This is a genomic window from Rhizobacter sp. P3_C12, assembly GCF_056402735.1.
Genome location: NZ_JBFUGW010000004.1, coordinates 69,367 through 87,658, shown reverse-complemented (window position 1 = coordinate 87,658; position 18,292 = coordinate 69,367). Strand labels below are relative to the sequence as shown.

The 18,292-nt window shown below is 66.4% G+C and carries 17 protein-coding genes; 3 read left to right on the top strand and 14 right to left on the bottom strand.

Going from position 1 to position 18,292, the window contains the following annotated elements:
* The 7 genes from fdhE to AC1DXV_RS01910 form a co-directional block, all read right to left on the bottom strand.
* Positions 1–305 (bottom strand): formate dehydrogenase accessory protein FdhE domain-containing protein (gene fdhE / locus AC1DXV_RS01940; protein WP_477932232.1); only part of this gene is annotated, 305 nt, incomplete at its 3' end.
* 13 nt (positions 306–318) lie between these two features.
* Positions 319–942 carry a formate dehydrogenase subunit gamma gene (locus tag AC1DXV_RS01935; protein WP_477869311.1) on the bottom strand — a complete coding sequence of 208 codons (624 nt, stop codon included), beginning with the start codon at positions 940–942 and terminating at the stop codon, positions 319–321.
* Entirely contained in the window at positions 939–1,826 is an 888-nt protein-coding gene (fdxH, locus tag AC1DXV_RS01930) for a formate dehydrogenase subunit beta (protein ID WP_477869309.1), read from the bottom strand. Before fdxH ends, AC1DXV_RS01935 begins: the two co-directional genes overlap by 4 nt.
* 3 nt (positions 1,827–1,829) lie before the next feature.
* Positions 1,830–4,919 carry a formate dehydrogenase-N subunit alpha gene (gene fdnG / locus AC1DXV_RS01925; protein ID WP_477869307.1) on the bottom strand — a complete coding sequence of 1,030 codons (3,090 nt, stop codon included), beginning with the start codon at positions 4,917–4,919 and terminating at the stop codon, positions 1,830–1,832.
* A gap of 128 nt (positions 4,920–5,047) precedes the next feature.
* Positions 5,048–5,374, bottom strand: coding sequence for a hypothetical protein (locus tag AC1DXV_RS01920; protein WP_477932230.1), 327 nt, complete (start codon positions 5,372–5,374; stop codon positions 5,048–5,050).
* 76 nt (positions 5,375–5,450) lie between these two features.
* A complete protein-coding gene (locus AC1DXV_RS01915; RefSeq protein ID WP_477864392.1) occupies positions 5,451–5,771 on the bottom strand; it encodes a type 1 periplasmic-binding domain-containing protein in 321 nt (106 codons plus the stop codon).
* A gap of 95 nt (positions 5,772–5,866) precedes the next feature.
* Entirely contained in the window at positions 5,867–6,139 is a 273-nt protein-coding gene (locus AC1DXV_RS01910; protein ID WP_477864391.1) for a hypothetical protein, read from the bottom strand.
* A gap of 380 nt (positions 6,140–6,519) precedes the next feature.
* Here AC1DXV_RS01910 and AC1DXV_RS01905 point away from each other — a divergent pair, with 380 nt between their 5' ends.
* Complete coding sequence (locus AC1DXV_RS01905) at positions 6,520–7,191, top strand: hypothetical protein (RefSeq protein ID WP_477864390.1); 672 nt, start codon at positions 6,520–6,522, stop codon at positions 7,189–7,191.
* Here AC1DXV_RS01905 and AC1DXV_RS01900 read toward each other — a convergent pair.
* The 6 genes from AC1DXV_RS01900 to AC1DXV_RS01875 form a co-directional block, all read right to left on the bottom strand.
* Positions 7,188–8,357, bottom strand: a complete 1,170-nt coding sequence (locus tag AC1DXV_RS01900; RefSeq protein ID WP_477864389.1) for a metallophosphoesterase — start codon at positions 8,355–8,357, stop codon at positions 7,188–7,190. The genes AC1DXV_RS01905 and AC1DXV_RS01900 overlap by 4 nt on opposite strands.
* Before the next feature lie 25 nt (positions 8,358–8,382).
* A complete protein-coding gene (locus AC1DXV_RS01895; protein ID WP_477864388.1) occupies positions 8,383–8,961 on the bottom strand; it encodes a sigma-70 family RNA polymerase sigma factor in 579 nt (192 codons plus the stop codon).
* Between the two features lie 193 nt (positions 8,962–9,154).
* Positions 9,155–12,265: an efflux RND transporter permease subunit gene (locus AC1DXV_RS01890; protein ID WP_477864393.1), complete on the bottom strand. Its 3,111-nt coding sequence runs from the start codon at positions 12,263–12,265 to the stop codon at positions 9,155–9,157.
* A gap of 59 nt (positions 12,266–12,324) precedes the next feature.
* The gene (locus AC1DXV_RS01885; RefSeq protein ID WP_477864387.1) at positions 12,325–13,485 is read right to left on the bottom strand and encodes an efflux RND transporter periplasmic adaptor subunit; all 1,161 of its coding nucleotides are present in this window, start codon (positions 13,483–13,485) and stop codon (positions 12,325–12,327) included.
* 35 nt (positions 13,486–13,520) lie between these two features.
* Positions 13,521–14,939, bottom strand: a complete 1,419-nt coding sequence (locus AC1DXV_RS01880) for an ArnT family glycosyltransferase (RefSeq protein ID WP_477864386.1) — start codon at positions 14,937–14,939, stop codon at positions 13,521–13,523.
* A gap of 45 nt (positions 14,940–14,984) precedes the next feature.
* On the bottom strand, positions 14,985–15,746 hold the full coding sequence (locus AC1DXV_RS01875) for a MipA/OmpV family protein (RefSeq protein WP_477864385.1): 762 nt from the start codon (positions 15,744–15,746) through the stop codon (positions 14,985–14,987).
* A gap of 163 nt (positions 15,747–15,909) precedes the next feature.
* Here AC1DXV_RS01875 and AC1DXV_RS01870 point away from each other — a divergent pair, with 163 nt between their 5' ends.
* Together AC1DXV_RS01870 and AC1DXV_RS01865 are read left to right on the top strand one after the other, a co-directional pair.
* Positions 15,910–16,602, top strand: coding sequence for a response regulator transcription factor (locus AC1DXV_RS01870; protein ID WP_477864384.1), 693 nt, complete (start codon positions 15,910–15,912; stop codon positions 16,600–16,602).
* On the top strand, positions 16,602–17,885 hold the full coding sequence (locus AC1DXV_RS01865) for a sensor histidine kinase (RefSeq protein WP_477864383.1): 1,284 nt from the start codon (positions 16,602–16,604) through the stop codon (positions 17,883–17,885). The genes AC1DXV_RS01870 and AC1DXV_RS01865 overlap by 1 nt, the downstream gene beginning before the upstream one ends.
* Here the strand turns inward: AC1DXV_RS01865 and AC1DXV_RS01860 are convergent.
* Positions 17,854–18,153, bottom strand: a complete 300-nt coding sequence (locus AC1DXV_RS01860) for a hypothetical protein (RefSeq protein WP_477864382.1) — start codon at positions 18,151–18,153, stop codon at positions 17,854–17,856. The genes AC1DXV_RS01865 and AC1DXV_RS01860 overlap by 32 nt on opposite strands.
* Positions 18,154–18,292 lie beyond the last annotated feature (139 nt).

Below are 18,292 nucleotides of genomic sequence, written 5' to 3'. Positions count from 1 at the left end.
CGCGGCCAGTGCTCGGCCGGCAGCGGCGGCAGGCCGGCCCGCGATGCGGCATCGAGCGCCGCCGCATCGGGCAGCGCGACGGCCGGGTAGGCCTGCAGCAACCCGTGCTGCGCCTGCGCCAGCTCGGCCATGAAGAGCAGGAAATCGCGCATCGCATGCCCGCCGGCGGCCAGCTGGCGCAGCCGCATCTCGCGCTCCGCGAACAGCGTGCTGCGCTCGGGCAGCCGCAGGTAGGGCACCTGCTGCCCGGCCTGCACCGCGATTTCTTCGGGTGACAGCAGTCGCGTGGTGGAGGTCAGTGTCATCGCGGGGGCGACATCATTCCTTGCCAGTGATCTCTCGGTACCAGAGCGGGTGATTCTGCCGCGCCCAGGCCTCGGTGACGGTACCGCGGGTCATCGCCCGCATCGTTCCCTTGACCCAGATCGCGGCGTACACGTGCACGATCACGCTGAGCACCAGCACCACCGCCGACACCGCGTGCACCACCACCGCGATGCGGCGCAGCGGGATCGCGAAGTAATCGGCGAACCACGGCTGCCAGAACACGAAGCCGGTGATGAACAGCAGCAGCAGGCTGATGCCGAACAGCCAGAACACCGCCTTCTGCCCGCCGTTGTACTTCTCGACCGGCGGCATGCCGTGCTCGTGGCCGGTCTTCATCAGGTGCGGGGCGGCCTTCACCCACGCGGTGTCGCGCGGCTTCCAGACGTTGTCGCACCACACCTTGGCGAACAGCAGCACGAAGCCGAGCACCATCAGCACGCCGAAGAACGGGTGCAGGATGCGCGTCCACGGGCCGCCGCCGAACAGCATCGTCAGGACGTAGAGGGCCGGGTGGAAGAACGCGAGCCCCGACAGCGCGGCGCAGAAGAACAGCATCGCCACCGCCCAGTGGTTCATGCGCGTGCCGTCGGCATAGCGCTGGATGAAACGCTTCATGACCGTTCCTCCTCGTCCACCGGCTCCTCGACGGGGCCGACCTTCGTGTAGTGGAAGAAGCCGACCACCGCGGCGCCGATCATCGCGGCCAGCGCCAGCGGCTTGGCCGCGCCCTTCCACAGCGAGACCCACGGGCTGATCTGCGGGTTGGCGGGCAGCCCGTGGTACAGCTGCGGCTTGTCGCCGTGCTGCAGCACGTACATCACGTGCGTGCCGCCGACGCCTGGCGGGTCGTACACGGCGGCCTGCGCGTAGCCGCGCTCCTTCAGGTCGGCGATGCGCTCGCTGCCGTACTCGAGCATGTCTTCCTTGCTGCCGAAGTGGATCGCACCGGTCGGGCAGGCCTTGACGCAGGCCGGCTCCAGGCCGACGCTGACGCGGTCGGAGCACAGCGTGCACTTGTAGGCCTTGTTGTCCTTCTTGCTGATGCGCGGCACGTCGAACGGGCAGCCGGTGACGCAGTTGCCGCAGCCGATGCAGTTCTCCTCGATGAAGTCGACGATGCCGTTCGTGTACTTCACGATCGCGCCGGGTGCCGGGCAGGCCTTCAGGCAGCCGGGATCGTCGCAGTGCATGCAGCCATCCTTGCGGATCAGCCACTCGAGCTTCATCTCTTCGTTCAGCGACTTGGTCTCCACCTCGGAGAAGCGCATCACCGTCCACGAGTCGGCCGTCAGGTCGGCCGGGTTGTCGTACACGCCGACGTTGTGGCCCACGGTGTCGCGCAGGTCGTTCCATTGCATGCAGGCCACCTGGCAGGCCTTGCAGCCGATGCAGCTGGAGACGTCGATCAGCTTCGCGACCTCGGCCGTCGTGCGCGCCTGCGGGCTCGGCGTGGTGGTGGCCGAGCGCGCGGCGATGTCGAGAGATTGCAGTGAACTCATGGCTCAGGCCTTCTCGATATTCACGGTGAACGACTTGTACTCCGGCGTCTGCGTGTTCGCATCGCCGACGAAGGGCGTCAGCGTGTTCACCAGGTAGCCCTTCTTCGCCAGGCCCACGAAGCCCCAGTGGTTCGGCAGGCCCACCGTGTCGACCTTCAGGCCGTCGACATCGAGCTGCGGGATGCGCTTGGTGACCACCGCCACCGCCTTGATCGAGCCGCGCTTCGACGAGACCTTCACCGTGTCGCCATTGGCGATGCCGCGCGCCTTGGCCAGCTCTTCGCCGATCTCGACGAACTGCTGAGGCTGGATGATGGCCGAGGTCTCGACGTTCTTGGTCCAGTAGTGGAAGTGCTCGGTCAGCCGGTAGCTGGTGGCGACCAGCGGGAAGTCTTTCGGCGAGCCCATCATCTCGAGATCGCCCTTGAACACGCGGGCCGCGGGGTTGGCGCGGGCCTTCGGGTTGTTCGGGTGCATCGGGTTGGTGGCCAGCGGCGATTCGAACGGCTCGTAGTGCTCCGGCAGCGGCCCTTCGGCCATGCCGGTCGGCGCAAAGAGCCGCGCGACGCCCTCGGACGTCATGATGAACGGCTGCACGCGCTCGGCGTCGCCCGGGTTGGCATCGGGCCGGATGTCGGGCACGTCGGACCCGCTCCAGGCGGTGCCGTTCCATTGCACCAGCTTGCGCCGCGCATCCCAGGGCTTGCCGTCGGGTGCGCTCGACGCGGCGTTGTAGAGGATGCGCCGGTTCGCCGGCCAGGCCCAGGCCCAGTTCAGCGTCTGGCCGATGCCCCACGGGTCGCTGTTGTCGCGGCGCGCCATCTGGTTGCCGGCCTGCGTCCAGGCGCCGCAGTAGATCCAGCAGCCGCTCGCGGTGCTGCCGTCGTCGCGCAGCAGGCCGAAGCCCGCGAGCTGCTCGCCGGCCTTCGCCAGCACCTTGGGCGGTGCCTTCGGGTCTTTCGGGTCGGGCGGGGCCAGCACGTCGGCCAAGGCCTTGCCGTTGTATTCCATCGCCAGCTCTTCGGCCGACGGGCTGTGCGGGATCTTGTACGGCCAGGTCAGCTTGACGATCGGGTCGGGGAAGGCACCGCCGTCCTTCGTGTAGGCGGTGCGCATGCGGTTGAACAGGTCGGCGATGATTTCCGGATCGCCGCGCGCCTCGCCCGGCGGCTCGGCGCCCTTCCAGTGCCACTGCAGCCAGCGGCCCGAGTTGGTCAGCGAGCCGTCTTCTTCGGCGAAGCAGGTCGAGGGCAGCCGGAACACGGTGGTCTGGATGGCCTCGCTCTTCACGTCGTTGAACTCGCCGAAGTTCTTCCAGAACTCCGAGGTCTCGGTGTTGAGCGGATCGATCGTCACCAGGAACTTCAGCTTCGACAGCCCTTCGATGATCTTCTTCTTGTTGGGGAACGAGCCGACCGGGTTGAAGCCCTGGCAGATGTAGCCGTTGAGCTTGCCCTGGCTCATCAGCTCGAAGGCCTGCAGCACGTCGTAGACCTTGTCGATCTTGGGCAGGTAGTGGAAGGCCCACGAGTTCTCGGCCGTGGCCGCGGCGCCCCACCAACTCTTCTGCAGGCTGACGAAGAACTTCGGGTAGTTCTGCCAGTAGCTCATCTGGTTGGGGCGCAGCGGCTTCAGCGCCCGGGTCTTGTAGTAGGTGTCGAGGTCTTGCTCGGTCTCGCGGGCGAGCGAGAGGTAGCCCGGCAGCGAGTTCGACAGCAGCCCGAGATCGGTCAGGCCCTGGATGTTGCTGTGGCCGCGCAGCGCGTTCATGCCGCCGCCGGCGATGCCGATGTTGCCGAGCAGCAGTTGCACGATGGCCGCGGTGCGGATCATCTGCGAGCCCTGGCTGTGCTGGGTCCAGCCGAGCGCATACATGATGGTCATCGCGCGGTGGGGCACCGCGGTGGTGGCGATCATCTCGCACACCTTCAGGAACTTGTCCTTCGGCGTGCCGGTGATGCGGCTCACCAGCTCGGGCGTGTAGCGCGCGTAGTGGCGCTTCATCACCTGCAGCACGCAGCGCGGGTGCTCGAGCGTGGGGTCGGTCTTGGCGAAGCCGTGTTCGTCGAGCTCGTAGCCCCAGCTCGCGTTGCTGTAGCTGCGCTTGGCCTCGTCGTAGCCGCTGAAGATGCCGTCCTGGAAGCCGTAGGCCTCGCCGACGATGAACGAGGCGTTGGTGTACGCCTTCACGTACTCCTTCTGCAGCTTGTCGTTGCTGATCAGGTAGTTGATGACGCCGGCCAGGAAGGCGATGTCGCTGCCGGCGCGGATGGGGGCGTAGTAGTCGGCCATGGCGGCCGAGCGCGTGAAGCGCGGGTCGACGACGACCAGCCGGGCCTTGTTGTGGTGCTTGGCCTCGATGACCCACTTGAAGCCGCAGGGGTGGGCTTCGGCGGCGTTGCCACCCATGATGAGCACGAGGTCGGCGTTCTTGATGTCCACCCAGTGGTTGGTCATCGCACCGCGTCCGAACGTCGGGGCCAGACTGGCCACCGTCGGTCCGTGTCAGACGCGCGCCTGGTTGTCGAAGATCAGCAACCCCATCGAGCGCATCGCCTTGTGCGTGATGTAGCCCGATTCATTGCTCGATGCCGACGCGCAGAGCATGCCGGTGGTGGTCCAGCGGTTGACGACCTGGCCAGCGGCGTTGGTGGGGGTGAAGTTGGCGTCGCGGTCGGCCTTCATCAGCTTGGCGATGCGCGACATGGCGTCGTCCCAGGAGACGCGCTTCCATTCGGTGCTGCCGGCCTCGCGCACCTCGGGGTACTTGAGGCGGTTGGGGCTGTGCACGAAATCGAGCAGGCCGGCGCCCTTGGGGCACAGCGTGCCGCGGTTGACGGGGTGATCGGGGTCGCCCTCGATGTGGATGATGTCGGAGACGACGTTCTTCGCCTTGTCGCCCAGGCTGTACATGATGAGCCCGCAGCCGACCGAGCAGTACGGGCAGGTGTTGCGGGTCTCGGTGGTGCGGGCGAGCTTGAACTGGCGTGTTTCGGCGAGGGCCGTGGCCGGCGAGAAACCCAGCGCGACGAGGCTGGATGCGGCGAGCCCGGCTCCGCTGACGCGGAAGAACTGCCTTCGGTTCATGTCCATGAAGAGCCTCCTGCGGGGAACGCGCTGTGCGCGAAACGTGGGATAGGCGATGGCGAACGGATCTTGGCGCGGAATGGGCGGGGCCGCAATGGCGTTCGCACTATCCGCAGCGGCGCGCTGCGGTTCTTCTATCGGGATGCCGCGGCGGCCGGGGCGGGTGCGCTGCCGTCGCCGGCAGTCGGGGCCGGCGTGCCGCTGCCGGCGCCGGGCTTGGCCTCGGCGGGGTGGGCTTCCATGCCGCCGATGGCGGTGCCGCCGGCCGGGCCGCCGCCGGTGGCGGAGGCTGCGGCGTTGCCCGGGGGTGGCGTGACAGACGATGTTGGTGTGCTGGTGGTACCGCCCGGGGAGGGGGCGGCGGGCTCGCTGCGGTTGCAGGCCGACAGCGCGAGCAGTGGAGCGAGCAACAGGCCGGTCAGCAAGGCGACACGGCCCCCATGGGTGCGAAGCAGGTTCATGCGGTTCCCCCAGGACGGCGACTCAGGGCAGCGAAGTTGGCCACAGGGTCGGGGTGCTTGCAAGGAGCTGCACGGTTCACTCGTCATGGAGGCGCCCGTTGTCTTCAGCCCAACGAAGCCAATCAACAGGTTCGCTGCTGACCAGTTCGAGCGCCGCCGCCGATTCGAAGTTGTCGGGGAACAGCATCAAGTTCTCGCAGTCCCAGCGCGCAGACGGTGCAATGAGGCCGTCGCATTCGAGGAACTGCACTGCACCGCCGGCGGGCATCCATCTGCCCCCGCTTGTCGAGGGCGCAAGCGGGTCCAGGTTCTGTCGGGTCGCTCGATAGACCTCGCCATTGAACGACCGCGTTGGAAAGCCGGCCAGGCGATCGAGCAAGTCGGGATCACGGAGCATGAGAGCGCGCGGATCGCGAGAATCAGGTCAGAGATAGATCCCGTCGCGCAATTGATTGATCGCAGCCAGCACTTCGTCGACGCGATTGGCCTGGATCAGCTCCGCCGGCAGCTGGCACCCACGGCGGACTGGATGGCCGTGGTGCTCAGCGGGCCGCTGTGCGCGAGCCAGGAACGCAAGAGGAAGGCCAGCACCACCTGCTGGCTGGAGCCGGGGGTGCTCGTGGGGGCCGTCCGCTGATCGGCCAGGCCCTGGAGCCATTCCGTGAACTCGGCGCTGGGAGCCTGCAATCCCACCAGCCTGTCGTCGATCAATTGGGCGAGGTGCACCCGCGATCCCAGGCTGAGCCGCACGACCACACGGAACATGGCCAGCTCGGTGGCAAGTCGGCGACCAGCCAGTTCTTGAGTAGCAACTTTCAATCAATCCAGGGAGGCTGGGAATGGCGCCGACTGACATTCGGATCCACCGCGACGGCCGTGGACGGCGATGGAAAACCGAAACTTGAGCTTCCACCCCCCTAACTTGTCACGACATCCGAAGTCGCGCGACATCGGGGTACGCACCCGAACCTCGTGGGTGCCGCCGGACAACCGGCTCCCTCGAACCGTGAAACGGGAACCCCGTTGACGGCGTGGTTGAACTCACCGCTGCGTGACAYGCTCGGTTACAAGTGGGCGTCACGTGGGCCTGCCCTGACCGACATTCAAGGCGTGGACCCACCCATCAACCGTTCAGGGAAACTGCCATGCAACCGCTGATACATGACGTTCGAGCCGCCCGGAAAGATTTGCCTCTGTACGACGACCTGTACCGGCGAACCGCGCAAGTTGCGGAACCCGTTGTCCAGGAGGCGCTGCGCACAGTGACCTCGGGGGCGGCGACGGAACTGCTTCACACGCAGTTGCGGGGACTGCAGAAATTCGTGTCCGAAGATCACCTTCGTCCGGAATCCCCGTCGGACGAAGAACTTCTCAATGCGCTCAAGGGTTTCGTCGCAGACGACGTTGCGCGCGGTCTCGATGAGGACAAGGAACTCGGTGAGGAGCTTGCCCGCGAGTTCGCCATCGGCCTGTGGGATGTGCTGCTGCGCCACATGCGCCGCAATGCCAAGGGCGATGCTGTTCAACGCGAAGACCTGGAGATTTCCGCCAGCGGCGATACGGGCGCCAAGTGGGAAGAGATCGACATGACACTCGAGCCTTTTGGCTTGCAACGGACCGATGCCGACAAGATTCTTCGTGCGGTACTGGCCCAGTTGAGCGATGCCACCCAGGGCGATCTGATCAAGCTGCCATTGGGCCTGTGCATCGACAAGGCCCTGCTCGCGCGGCGTGCGCAGCCTGGACCGAGCCAGAAACTGGGAGCCGCCCCGAAGGGAATCCTCCACGAGGGTGGGCCCTGGATGAACAGTCGCTAGGACAGTGCCAGGATCATCTCCTCATGCATCTGGCTGGAGCCTTCGCCGATCGGCAGGAATCCGAAGGCTCCTCCTGCCGGCCGGCCGACCATCGTTCGTTCCACGGTCACCTCCGTGCCTGCGGGAGTCGTTTCCGCAAAGACGCGGAGCAGCGTGCATTGGTAGGGGAAGCAACGGGCGCACTCGTCGGGGTAGTAGCTGCTCGTGCCGCCCGCGCCGCTGACCAGCTTCTGGCTCAGCGAAGGGGTGACCGACTGCGCGAAGCCATGGTGCAAGGGCGACTGCGACGCCGACGACAACGCATTCGGCATCAGCCCGATCGATGGATACGCCCGATGCGTGTGACCGCCCAGCAGCAGATGAACCAATGGCTTCTCGGCGTAGGACGGGGTGACCAGTTCGCGCGCGAAGGTGTCGCGGTTCGACAGGATCTCGAAGACGCGATTGCCGGTCTGTGCCGCCTCAGCCACCGGGTAGTGCATCGCGAGAATCCGGAAGTGCGGTCCGGCGGACGCCTTGCCTGCGGCCACCACCGCCCTGTGCAGATCGTCGGCTGCCGTCGGCCCTGTTTGCGCGTGCGTCAGGCCTGCACGATCTGGCAGCACTCGACCGCAGGCCTTCGTGTTGGGAAGCAGGTCGTGATCGACACTGTTGAGGGCAAACAGCTGGACTTGCGAACCGTGGCCAGGCGACAGCGGTGCAGTGAACGGCGCCTTCGGCCATGAATCCGTGAACCACATGTTGCGCAGCTTGGTGCGCTGATGGCCCATGTTGCGCGGTGCGAGCAAGGGGAAGGTCTCGGGCCACGCATCGTGGTTGCCGTACAAGACAAGTTGCTTCGCGTGGGGTCCTGCGGCGGCAAGGAATTTCGGGGACCAGTGCTGCAGCCACAATTTCAGCGAGGCTGAATCGCCGAATGTGGTGCCGTCTCCGGTGTCGATGAGCCAGATTGGCTTGTCCTGCCACCCGGTGTCAGATTTCCTCACGCGCAGGAAATCGGCAAACGCTCCCAGGGCACCGATGCTCGCCCCAGCGACGCCTTGCTGCAGGCTGGCAGGCAGCAGGCGCTTCGCAACGGTCTTGAACGCCTGGCGCTGCTTGCGGAAATCCGGCCCGATGATGTGCAGGTCGGAGTAGTGGACGATCTGGACCACAGGTGTCTTCATGGTTGTCTCCCCTTGGCGATACGACTCAGAAGCGGCGGATGCAATCCAGGGCCGCCGGGCCCAGCCGGCTGCGCAGCCGGTCGATCAACTCGACCCGCAGGCGGCGAAGGCGCTGCCGATCCCTGTCGCTCATCGGCATCTCGTTGCCGCCGAACGCGACGTCCTGCAGCAGTGCCCTGTCGTCGGCGGGCAGGGTTTCGAGCGTCGCGAAGAGTGCGCTGGCGGTTCGCTTCAGATCCACCAGGCGATCGATCGGCGTGTCCGGCGATTCGGGCGCCTGCGACTCGGACAGCGAGTCGATGTCCTCGCTGAAGCGGTTCGCAGACGTGCGGAACTGGTCGACCACCCGGCGCTGCAGCACGGTGAAGGCCAGCTTGCCGAAGCGATCCACGTCGGGCTGCGGTGGATCGTCGTGGGCATACCAGGACCCGGGCAGGCCGCCGGCGCGGCGCTGCAGCGATTCGGTGAGGTCGACGAGCGTCTCGCCGACCAGATCGTCGTGCTGATGGCGGATGGCCGGGAAGCGCGCGCGCAGATAGCGATTGGCGCGGGGCACGAATTCGACAAGTGCGCGGGCCCACCACACGTCGGCCGCCTGATTCATACCGCTCTCAGACATCGCGCACCTCCAAGCCCTGCCTTCTCGCCAGCAGAGGCTGGCGCGAATCAGACGCTCGAAACTGTGCACTGAAACCTGAACGAAAGGAATCGCACCTGACCGTGGGACGGATCCTAGTCCGGGCGGGGCGGCAGTTCATCAGCAAGGCTGATGACGACCTGCGTGCCACCCGGGGCCGTCAGCCCTGTTGCACCGGTGGGCTGCGACGCCGCGGCGGCATCACGCCGAACTCGGGCACCGGGAGCGGTTGACCACCGCCTCTGCGGCCCGACCCACGGTGCCGGGTGCGCAGCCACGCGACGAGGTCATCCAGGCACGTGTACACGACGGGGATCACGAACAAGCTGAGAACCGTCGAGGAAATCAGTCCACCGATCACGACCACCGCCATGGGGGACCGGAAACTGGGATCGCCTCCCCAACCGAGGGCCACGGGCAGCATCCCGACGCCCATGGCCATGGTGGTCATGACCACCGGGCGCGCGCGTTTGCGACAGGCATCCACGATGGCCCTGTCACGCGTCAGCCCACCCTGCAAACGGGCCATGACGGCATAGTCGACGATCAGGATGGAGTTCTTCGTCGAAATGCCCATCAGCATGATCAGACCGATCATGGACGGCACCGACATCGTCGCCCCGGCGAGATAGAGCGCAACGAACGCGCCCGGGATCGAGAGGACCAGTGCCACCAGGATGGTCATGGGTTGCACGAAGTCCTTGAGAAGCAGGACCAGGACGACGTAGATGCACAGCACCCCCGTCACCATGGCTGTGCCGAAGCCCTGCGAGAGTTCGTCCATCGCCTCCGCTTCGCCGGAGGCGCCTTGACTCACCCCGGGTGGAAGCTGCTGCAGGCTGGGCAGGGAGAGTGCCGCTTCTTCCATCTCACCGATCGGCGTGCCGTTCGATTCCACCGTGAGGTCGATGTTGCGGGCGCGGTCATGGCGGGTGATCTGGGCGGGACCGCTGCCGGCCGCGAGTGACGCGACGCTGGCGAGTGGAACGTGCCCGCGTGCGCCGGGGACGGGCAGTTGCCGGAGCGCATCGATGTCCTGGCGACCGGCGTTCGCCATCCTGACGACGATCGGAACCTGCCGCTTGCTGAGGTTGAGCTTCGCCAACTCCTGATCGAAATCACCTGAAGTCGCGATGCGCAGTGCGTCCGAGATGGCCGCGGAGGTCACACCCAGGTCTGCCGCCCGGGCGAAGTCGGGCCGGACGATGAGTTCGGGCTGGAGCAGTCCCGCGCTCGACGTGACGGCACCGACGCCAGGCAGGGTTCGAAGCTCTCGTTCAACGAGCGCGGCATGATCGGTCAGCACGCGGCTGTCGGGCCCTGTCAGCACGACGACGTAGCCCTCGTCCGAGCCACCCCGGCTGACCTGGACCCGGACCCCTGGCAGGAGCTCCAATGCGTCGCGCAGTTGTCCTTCGATTCGCTGCCTGCTGAGGCCCGGCCTGTCGTCACGATGGGACAGGTTGATGGTCATCACGGCCGTCTGCATGGCCACCGGCGCCGCACCCGATGCACCTGGGCCCGTCTCGGTGATGCCACCACCGATCGCGGTGTAGACAGTCTTGACGTGCTCGTTCGTGCTGACGATGTGGCGTGCTGCTTCAGCGGCGGCGAGCGTGTCCGTCAACGTGCTTCCCGGCGGCAAGCTGAGGGTGACCTGGGTCTGTGCCACATCGTCCGATGGCAGGAACTCGCCCGGCACCCTGGTCGCCAGCAGCAGCCCGAGGGCGAAGAACGCGAACGCGGCTCCCAAGGTGAGCCACCGGTGCCTCAGGCAGGCCACTGCCCACCTGACGTAGAGGCCGATCCATCGGGGCTGTGACGGTGGGACGCCTTTCTTCGCCGGGATCAGGCAATTCGCCGCCATCATCGGCGTGAGCACACGAGCGACGACGAGCGAGAAGAAGACCGCGATGGCAGCGGTCCACCCGAACTGAACGAACAATCGCCCCGCGGCACCCTGCATGAACGCTGTCGGCAAGAAGACGGCAATGAGCGTGAAAGACGTCGCGATCACCGCCAGGCCGATCTCGTCCGCGGCCTCCATCGCGGCCGCATGGGGTGTCTTTCCCATGCGAAGGTGGCGTGTGATGTTCTCGATCTCGACGATGGCATCGTCGACCAGGATGCCGACGATCAACGAGAGCGACAGCAAGGTCACGAGGTTGAGGCTGAAGCCCAACAGGTGCATGACCGCGAACGTCGGGATGACGGAGAGTGGCACTGCAAGGGCTGACACGGCGGTCGCGCGCCAGTCGCGCAGGAACAGCAGCACGACGATCACTGCGAGGGCCGCGCCCTCGCAGAGGAGTTGCATCGATCCGTCGTAGTTCTCCTTCACGGGCTGGACGTAGTCGATCACCTCGCGCAGCTCGATGCCGGGATTCGCCGTGCGAAGTTTCGCCAGGGCATCGCGCACTGCGGAAGCGACTTCCAGTTCTCCGGCGCCGCGGGCTCGCGTGACCTCGAAGCCGACCACCGGATGTCCGTCCAGCATTGCGGCGGAGCGCTGATCCGCGACGGTGTCGAGCACCCTCGCGACCTGGTCGAGCCTGATGCGTCGGCCGTCGCTGAGCGCCAGGTCCATGACCCCGATGTCATGTGCCGTCAGCGCTGTCGCGATGGTTCGAACCGACTGCTCGCGGTCTCCCAGGTTGGCCTTGCCCGCCGCTGACTCCTGTTGCACGGCCCGCAGCTGCCGCGAGATGTCGCCCGCCGTGACTTTCAAGGCCATCAGCTTCGCAGGATCGAGCTCGACCCGGATCTCGCGGTTCACGCCGCCCACCCTGGACACCGTGCCTGCACCCCGCACGGCAAGAAGTGTCTTGCCGATGGTGTCGTCCACGAACCATGAGAGGGCCTCTTCGTCCATCTGCGAGGAGGCGACCGTGTAGGTGAGGATCGGTGATGTCGCGAACTCGGCCTTCCTGACGGTGGGGTCGCGCAACCCCGCGGGCAGATCCGCACGCACCCGCGCCACGGCATCGCGGACATCGTCGACGGCTTCCTGCACGGGCTTCTCGAGCTGGAACTCGACGGTGATGTTGACCGAGCCATCGGTCAGCGTGGTCTTGATGTGCTTGAGCCCTTGCAAGGCGGCGACTGCGTTCTCGATCCTGATCGCGACGTCGTTCTCGAGTTGCGAGGGCGATGCGCCCGGCAGCGAGGCCGAGATCAGGACCTCCGGTACCTCGACGTCCGGGAAGTTCTGGGCCTTCATGGCGCGGAAGCCGACGATGCCGAGGAAGGTCAGCACGACGAACAGAAGCATGCCCGGGATCGGGTTCCGGATGGACCACGATGACACGTTGAGATTCAAGATGGCCTCCCTCACTGGCCTGCGCGACTTGCGCTCGGCGGCGGCTTCGGTGGCGCGTGCGACTCGGCGACCACGCGGACCGAGTCCCCGTCGCTCAGGAAGCTCGCACCGGTGGCCACCACCTGGCTGCTCGAGTCGACCCCGGTCAGGATCTCGACCCGATGGCCTGCAGCACGTCCCAGCGTCACCTTGGTCTGCATGACCCTTCCCTCGGCGCCGAGTCGCATGACGTAGTCGAAGCCGTCCCGCTGCACGACGGCCGTCTGGGGCAGCGTGAGCGTCGGCCCCCCTTCCCCGATCTCGATCTCCCCGCGGGCGAACGTGCCGGCGCGGAGGCTGCCATCGACTGGCAGGTCGACAATCCCCAGGCCGCTTCGGGTCTGCGTGTTCACCGACGGCGCGAGCACCCGCACCTGGCCTGCAAGGGGCTCGTTTCCCTCCGACTGGACGATGACCCTCTGGCCGGGTCTCACGCGCGGGAGATCGGCGGCAGGAATCTCGGCGTGCCACTCGAGCCGGCCCTGGCGGATGATCCTGAACATCTCCTGGCCGGCGGACATCACGGCGCCCACGGTGGCGCTTCGCATCGAGATGACGCCATCGTCAGGGGCGTGGACACGGGTCTGCGCGAGGCGAATCTCCTGCAGCCGGGAGACGGCCCGCGCGGCGTCCATCTTCGCCTTGGAGGTCTGCTCGGCCGTGAGACGTTGCTGGACCTGTTGTGCAGAAAGCGCCCCGGTCGCTTCGAGCGTCCGCGCTCGTTGCGCGTTTGCGGACGCGTCTGCAAACGTGGCGGCCGCCTCTGCCACGGCGGCGCGGCTCTGTTCCAGTTCGGCGATGGCGGTCTCGGGCGTGAAGGTGGCCAGCAATGCCCCGCGCCGCACCTGGTCCCCGACATTCGCGAAAACGCCCGACAGGCGCAAGCCGTTGGCCTCGGCGCCGACAATCGCCTCTTGCCATGCGACCACGTCGCCCGTCGCGGCGAGACGGACGGGCAGCCGGTCCGCTCGAGGCAGGGTGACGGTCACCGTCAGGGCCGCCCGAGGCGCCGCTTTCGCGGCCTGCATTTTCGGCGCAGCGTCTGTTGAGGCCCAGATCACAACGACAACGGTCGTGGAAAGGACCAGCGCGATCGGAACAAGCGTCCGGACGCTTCTGCGCAATCGGCTCATGGGTGCTTTCTGGGGATCGCCCGGCAGCGTGGCTGTCATCGCGCGCAGAGGCGAGACAGGTGAAGCAGGACGAAGCCGCCGACGGCGGTCCGCTGCGTGACGCAGTCGAAGCTTGCAAGGGCGTTGGTGTCGTCATCGCGCAGCGCGACAAAACCGCCGTTCGGTGCCAGGCGCTTCAGCGCCTCGGCCGCGGAGGTGACGAACTCCGCCCGGCCTGCGCTGTAGAACGAAGCCGAGTGAAGCCGCTCGGTCACGAACACCAGCGGCTCGGCATGCTGATGGCGCTGCGCTTCCCAGGCGCTGACGATGGCCTTGGCGGAGCCGCTGCCGAAGGTGCCCGAATGCTCGGCGTGGAGGAGGAGTCCCAGCGCACTGGCGGTCGACAGTGCCAGTCCCCCGGCAACCCAGGCGTGCATGCGTTCCGAGCCGACGCGACGCCACAGCCAATGGCTGGCCAGCAACGCCATCGCCGGGAGGGCCGGCAGCGCATACGGCAGGATGATGTTGCGTGCCGCGGTGAAGAACACGAGCGGCGCCAGTGACCAGCACGCGAGGTAGGCTTGCCATGAGCGCGTGTCGACATCGGGGCTGGCGGGCTCGGTCCGTGCCACACGAGGCGTGGATGCAGCGGCCAGCAGCAGCAGCGGCCAGGGCAGGGTCGAAACAAGGGCGAAGAGCCAGATCGTGCCCGGAGGAAAGGCATGGGCAAAGCCATAGCGGTCGCCGGGCCATCCCGGCGTGAGGAAGCGGTGCCAATGTTCACCGACGAGGTAGTAGTCGATGAAGCCGGGCGTCTTCAGTTCTGCCGCGATGTACCACCAGGCGGCCGCCGCGGTCGTCGCTGCCAGCCCCGGAATCCACGGGACGTCCCTCAGCAGGCGGCGCTCCTGCCCTGTCCACACAGCCCAGGCTGCCGTCGGCAAGCCTGCCAGCACGAGTGCCAGCGGGCCCTTGGCCAGCAGTCCGATCGCCAGGCCGGCAAACAGCAGGATGGCGCCGTCGCGATACCGCGGCCCGTGCAAGGCCTGCCACAGGCCGCACAGCGCGAGCGTGTTGCCGACCAGGAGGGCTTCGTCGGTCATCACGGCGCCGGCCGAGACCAGGAACAGGGACGCACCGCACAGCAGGCCGAGGGTGGCCAGCGGTGGGGTGTCGCGGCGTGATGCCGCCAGGCGGCCGCAGGCTGCGGCGACGAACAGCATGCAGAGGAAGTGGGGCAGCCGGGCCGCGAGCTCGTTGACGCCGAACACCTTCATGCTGGCCGCGGTGAGCCAGAACGACAGCGGCGGCTTGGCCCAGAACGGCACGCCGTTGTCATGCCACGGCGTGATCCAATCGCCGAGCTCGAGCATCTTGCGGCCGATCTCGGCATAGCGCGCCTCGGTGGTCTCCATCAACGGCAGCCAGGCCATCGCGAACAGGCGCAGCGCCAGCAAAGCGGCGATGAGCAGCACCATCGCCTTCGACAGGCGACCTGAAGGGCTGGTGGCCTGCATCGCTCAGAAGAGATACAGGTAGCCGAATCGGACGCCGTCTTGCCTGGAACGCTCCACCAAGGGGCTGTCCTTGATGCCGGCGCCCAGGCGGGTCGTGTTCAGGTCGAGCGAAAGCTTGTGGCGCGGTGCGAGGGAATAGCCGATCCGCACCCCGGCTTCGACGTTCGTGGTGGACTTGCCCGGGTAATACGGGCGCGTCGAGGTGGATTCGTCCGCGCGCACGCCGTAGTAGTAGTCGACGTACTTGCCGTCGAAGCGGTGGAGTGCGAGGCGCGGCGTGAAATCGAAGTCTCCGGCCCTGAACTCACGTTCGATGCTCAGGCTGGCGCGTTTCCCTTTGCTTTTGCTGGAGGCGTCTCCCAGAAGTTCGACGGACAGGGTGGCAACGTCGGTATTCAAGCTGCTCGCGCCGCCGACCCAGAAGCTCGCCTTGCGCTCGGCCATGCCGGCCAGGTAGGGGGAGTCGCCGGGTTCGTATCCGTCCCCGGCGTAGTGCAGCCTTGCGCTGAACGACAGGGAGTCAGTCGACAGCAGCTTCAGATCGAGGGTCGGTCCGATCAGGCTGACCCAGCGGCTGTCATAAAAGATGAAGGGCAGTACCTTCGCCTTGTTGTCGAAACTTCGATAGGGCTTGCGGTCGTACAGGGTCACGAGGCCGAGGCCCCATTGCGAGCCTTGCCGTTCCTCGTCGGCCTGAGCGGAGAACAGCGTGAGCAGGCCCAGGGCGAGGACTCCGGCTCTGACGACGGGACGAATGTGGGACATCATGGAATTCCAGTGGTGGGTTGAACCGGCTGCATTGGGGCACCCGATGCGTGAAGCAACCGTGAAATTCACCAGGCGTCCCGAACGCCCTTGCGCGGGCGGCTCGAGTGAATGAACTGACAACGGTCAGAATCGAAGGCGACGTCTATCCATGAGGCCCGTGATGCATCGCGAACGTGTTTTGCTCGTCGAAGACAACCGAGACCTGGCCGCCTCGATCCTGGAGACGCTGCAAGAGTCCGGGTTCGATCCGGACTACGCAAGCGATGGTGCACAGGCGCTGCGACTGGTGGAGAGCGCATCACCTCCGTTCGATGCGGTGCTGCTTGATGTGGGTCTCCCGCGCATCAGCGGATTCGACGTCTGCACGCGACTGCGCAGCGATGGGTTTCGTTCACCCATCCTGATGCTCACCGCCCAAGGCGCCTCGGACCAGGTTGTCGAGGGGCTCGACAGGGGAGCCGACGACTACATCGTCAAACCCTTCGAATCCAAGGTGCTGGTCGCCCGCGTCCGGGCCGCGATTCGAAGGTTCCTGACCGTCCCGAACAGTGCCGGCGTCGTCCAGGGCGCCGGCCTCACGTTGAACACCAAGCAATGGAAGCTGCTGATCCCGTCGGGCGAGACCTGCACGCTGACGCCGCTCCAGGGGCGTCTCCTTCACACCCTGATGCGACACGCGCCACGCGTCGTCTCGCGCGATGAGCTCGAGAGCGCCTTGTGGGGCGATGACGACCGGCCTGCAAGCGACGCATTGCGCACGCATCTCTACCAGCTTCGCCGCCTGATCCACAACGCTGGAGGCCGCGCAGTCATCCAGACGCGAGGCAAGCAAGGCTATTGCCTGGAGCCCTGATGGCAAGCTTCGTCCCCACCCGCGAGCGATCGCAGACGCTGTTCGCGAGGATGTGGCATCTGCTGTTGTTGATCCTCGTGTTGACGTTCATGGTGAACGCGTTTCTCGTGAAGGGCGCGCTGCACCTGGGATCGGACTTCCAGACCGAGCGCCGCCTGCAGCACATCGGCGATTACTGGGCCAAGCAGGCCAAGTTGGAGGAGCCGCTCGGAATCGATCCTGTCACCGTCATCTATCCCCGCTATGAGCTGCTCCCGCCCGAGCTGCAGCGGATGTTGTCGCCGGACAAGCGCGGCATCCTCGAGCTCGGCAACCAGGACCTGGACTACTACGTCCTGGCGCAGTCCCACGCGACCGGTCGCGCTTTCTACGTGGTCGAGTCCCACGCCGAGGTCAAACCGACCGAGACCATCGAATCCCAGGTCTTCGTCTGGTACCTGACGGGCATCGTTCCGTTCGGCCTGCTGCTGCTGTGGCTGTGCAAGCGGATCACCGGGCGGGTCACCGCGCCGATGCTGGAGGTCGGGCGCCTGGTTTCGGCGCGCGATCCCCGAAGCCTGGAGAAGGTCGCACTGCCAGCCAATTCACCCGTCGAGATCGAGGCCCTCGTCGTCCAGATCAACAGCGCACTGCAGAGAACTGCGGACGCCCTGGATCGAGAGCGCAGTTTCACCCGCTTCGCGAGCCATGAGCTGCGTACGCCAGCGGCGATCGTGCAGGCGGCTCTTGAGCGCATCGAGGCGCACGGCAGGCCGGAGCAGGGGCCGGCGATCGAGCGTGCCCACCGGGGGCTGCGTGACATGCACGCGCTGGTTGACACGTTCCTGCAGCTGTCCGGCGACACGGCCGGGCCGGTGTCGGACGCGCTGTCGATCGATGAAGCCTGGGTGAGATCCTTGATCCGCCATCTCATGGGCGAGAGCCCGAGCCATGCGTTCTCGGTCGTGGAGCGGCATCCCCTGTTGCTTTCGGCCCCTGCGACGACGGTCCACGTGCTCGTGGCCAACATGCTGAAGAACGCCGTCTTCCACGGTGGCCCGGATCGCATTGAAGTGGTCATCGACGAGTGCAGCATCGAGGTGCGGAACGGGCTTCCTGACACGCCATCGACGGCAGGCTTCGGGCTGGGGACCCAGATCGCGCATCGGATCTGCGAGCGGTTTGGCTGGACATTCAAGCTGACGGTGGGAGAGCGCCTCGCGGTGGCCCGGTTGTGGGTTCCCACTGGCGGCAGGCCTCACCCGGCGTGTGTCAGTCCCGCGGGTCGCCAAACGTCTCGATGAACTCGTCGATGAAGCGCTGCGTCCCGGTGATGGTCAGCGTGATCGCATGCCACCCACCGTCTTCGACGTTCACCTGCAGGTCGTGATCCCAGTCCATGCCCTCATCCGCCGGGCCGTGCGTGTGCGGGAAGCGGCGCCAGGCCCAGTCGAGGAGTTGCTGGGCTTCGGCCAGTGCGGCGGGGTGGTGCTCGGCGGTGGTGGAGGCTAGGGCCTCCAGGGTGGCGATGCCTTCGGAGTTGTCGCTGAGGTCTAGGGTGAGGTAGGGCATGGGCAGTGCATGGATGCATGGGTGTGTGAAGTCTGCTCCAGACTGAACTCAGACATCCGCGACTCGAGTCCGAGTGACTGTAATTTTGGCCCTACCGGTCACGCGAGCAGCCGCAACTCAAACCGCCGAACTTATCTTG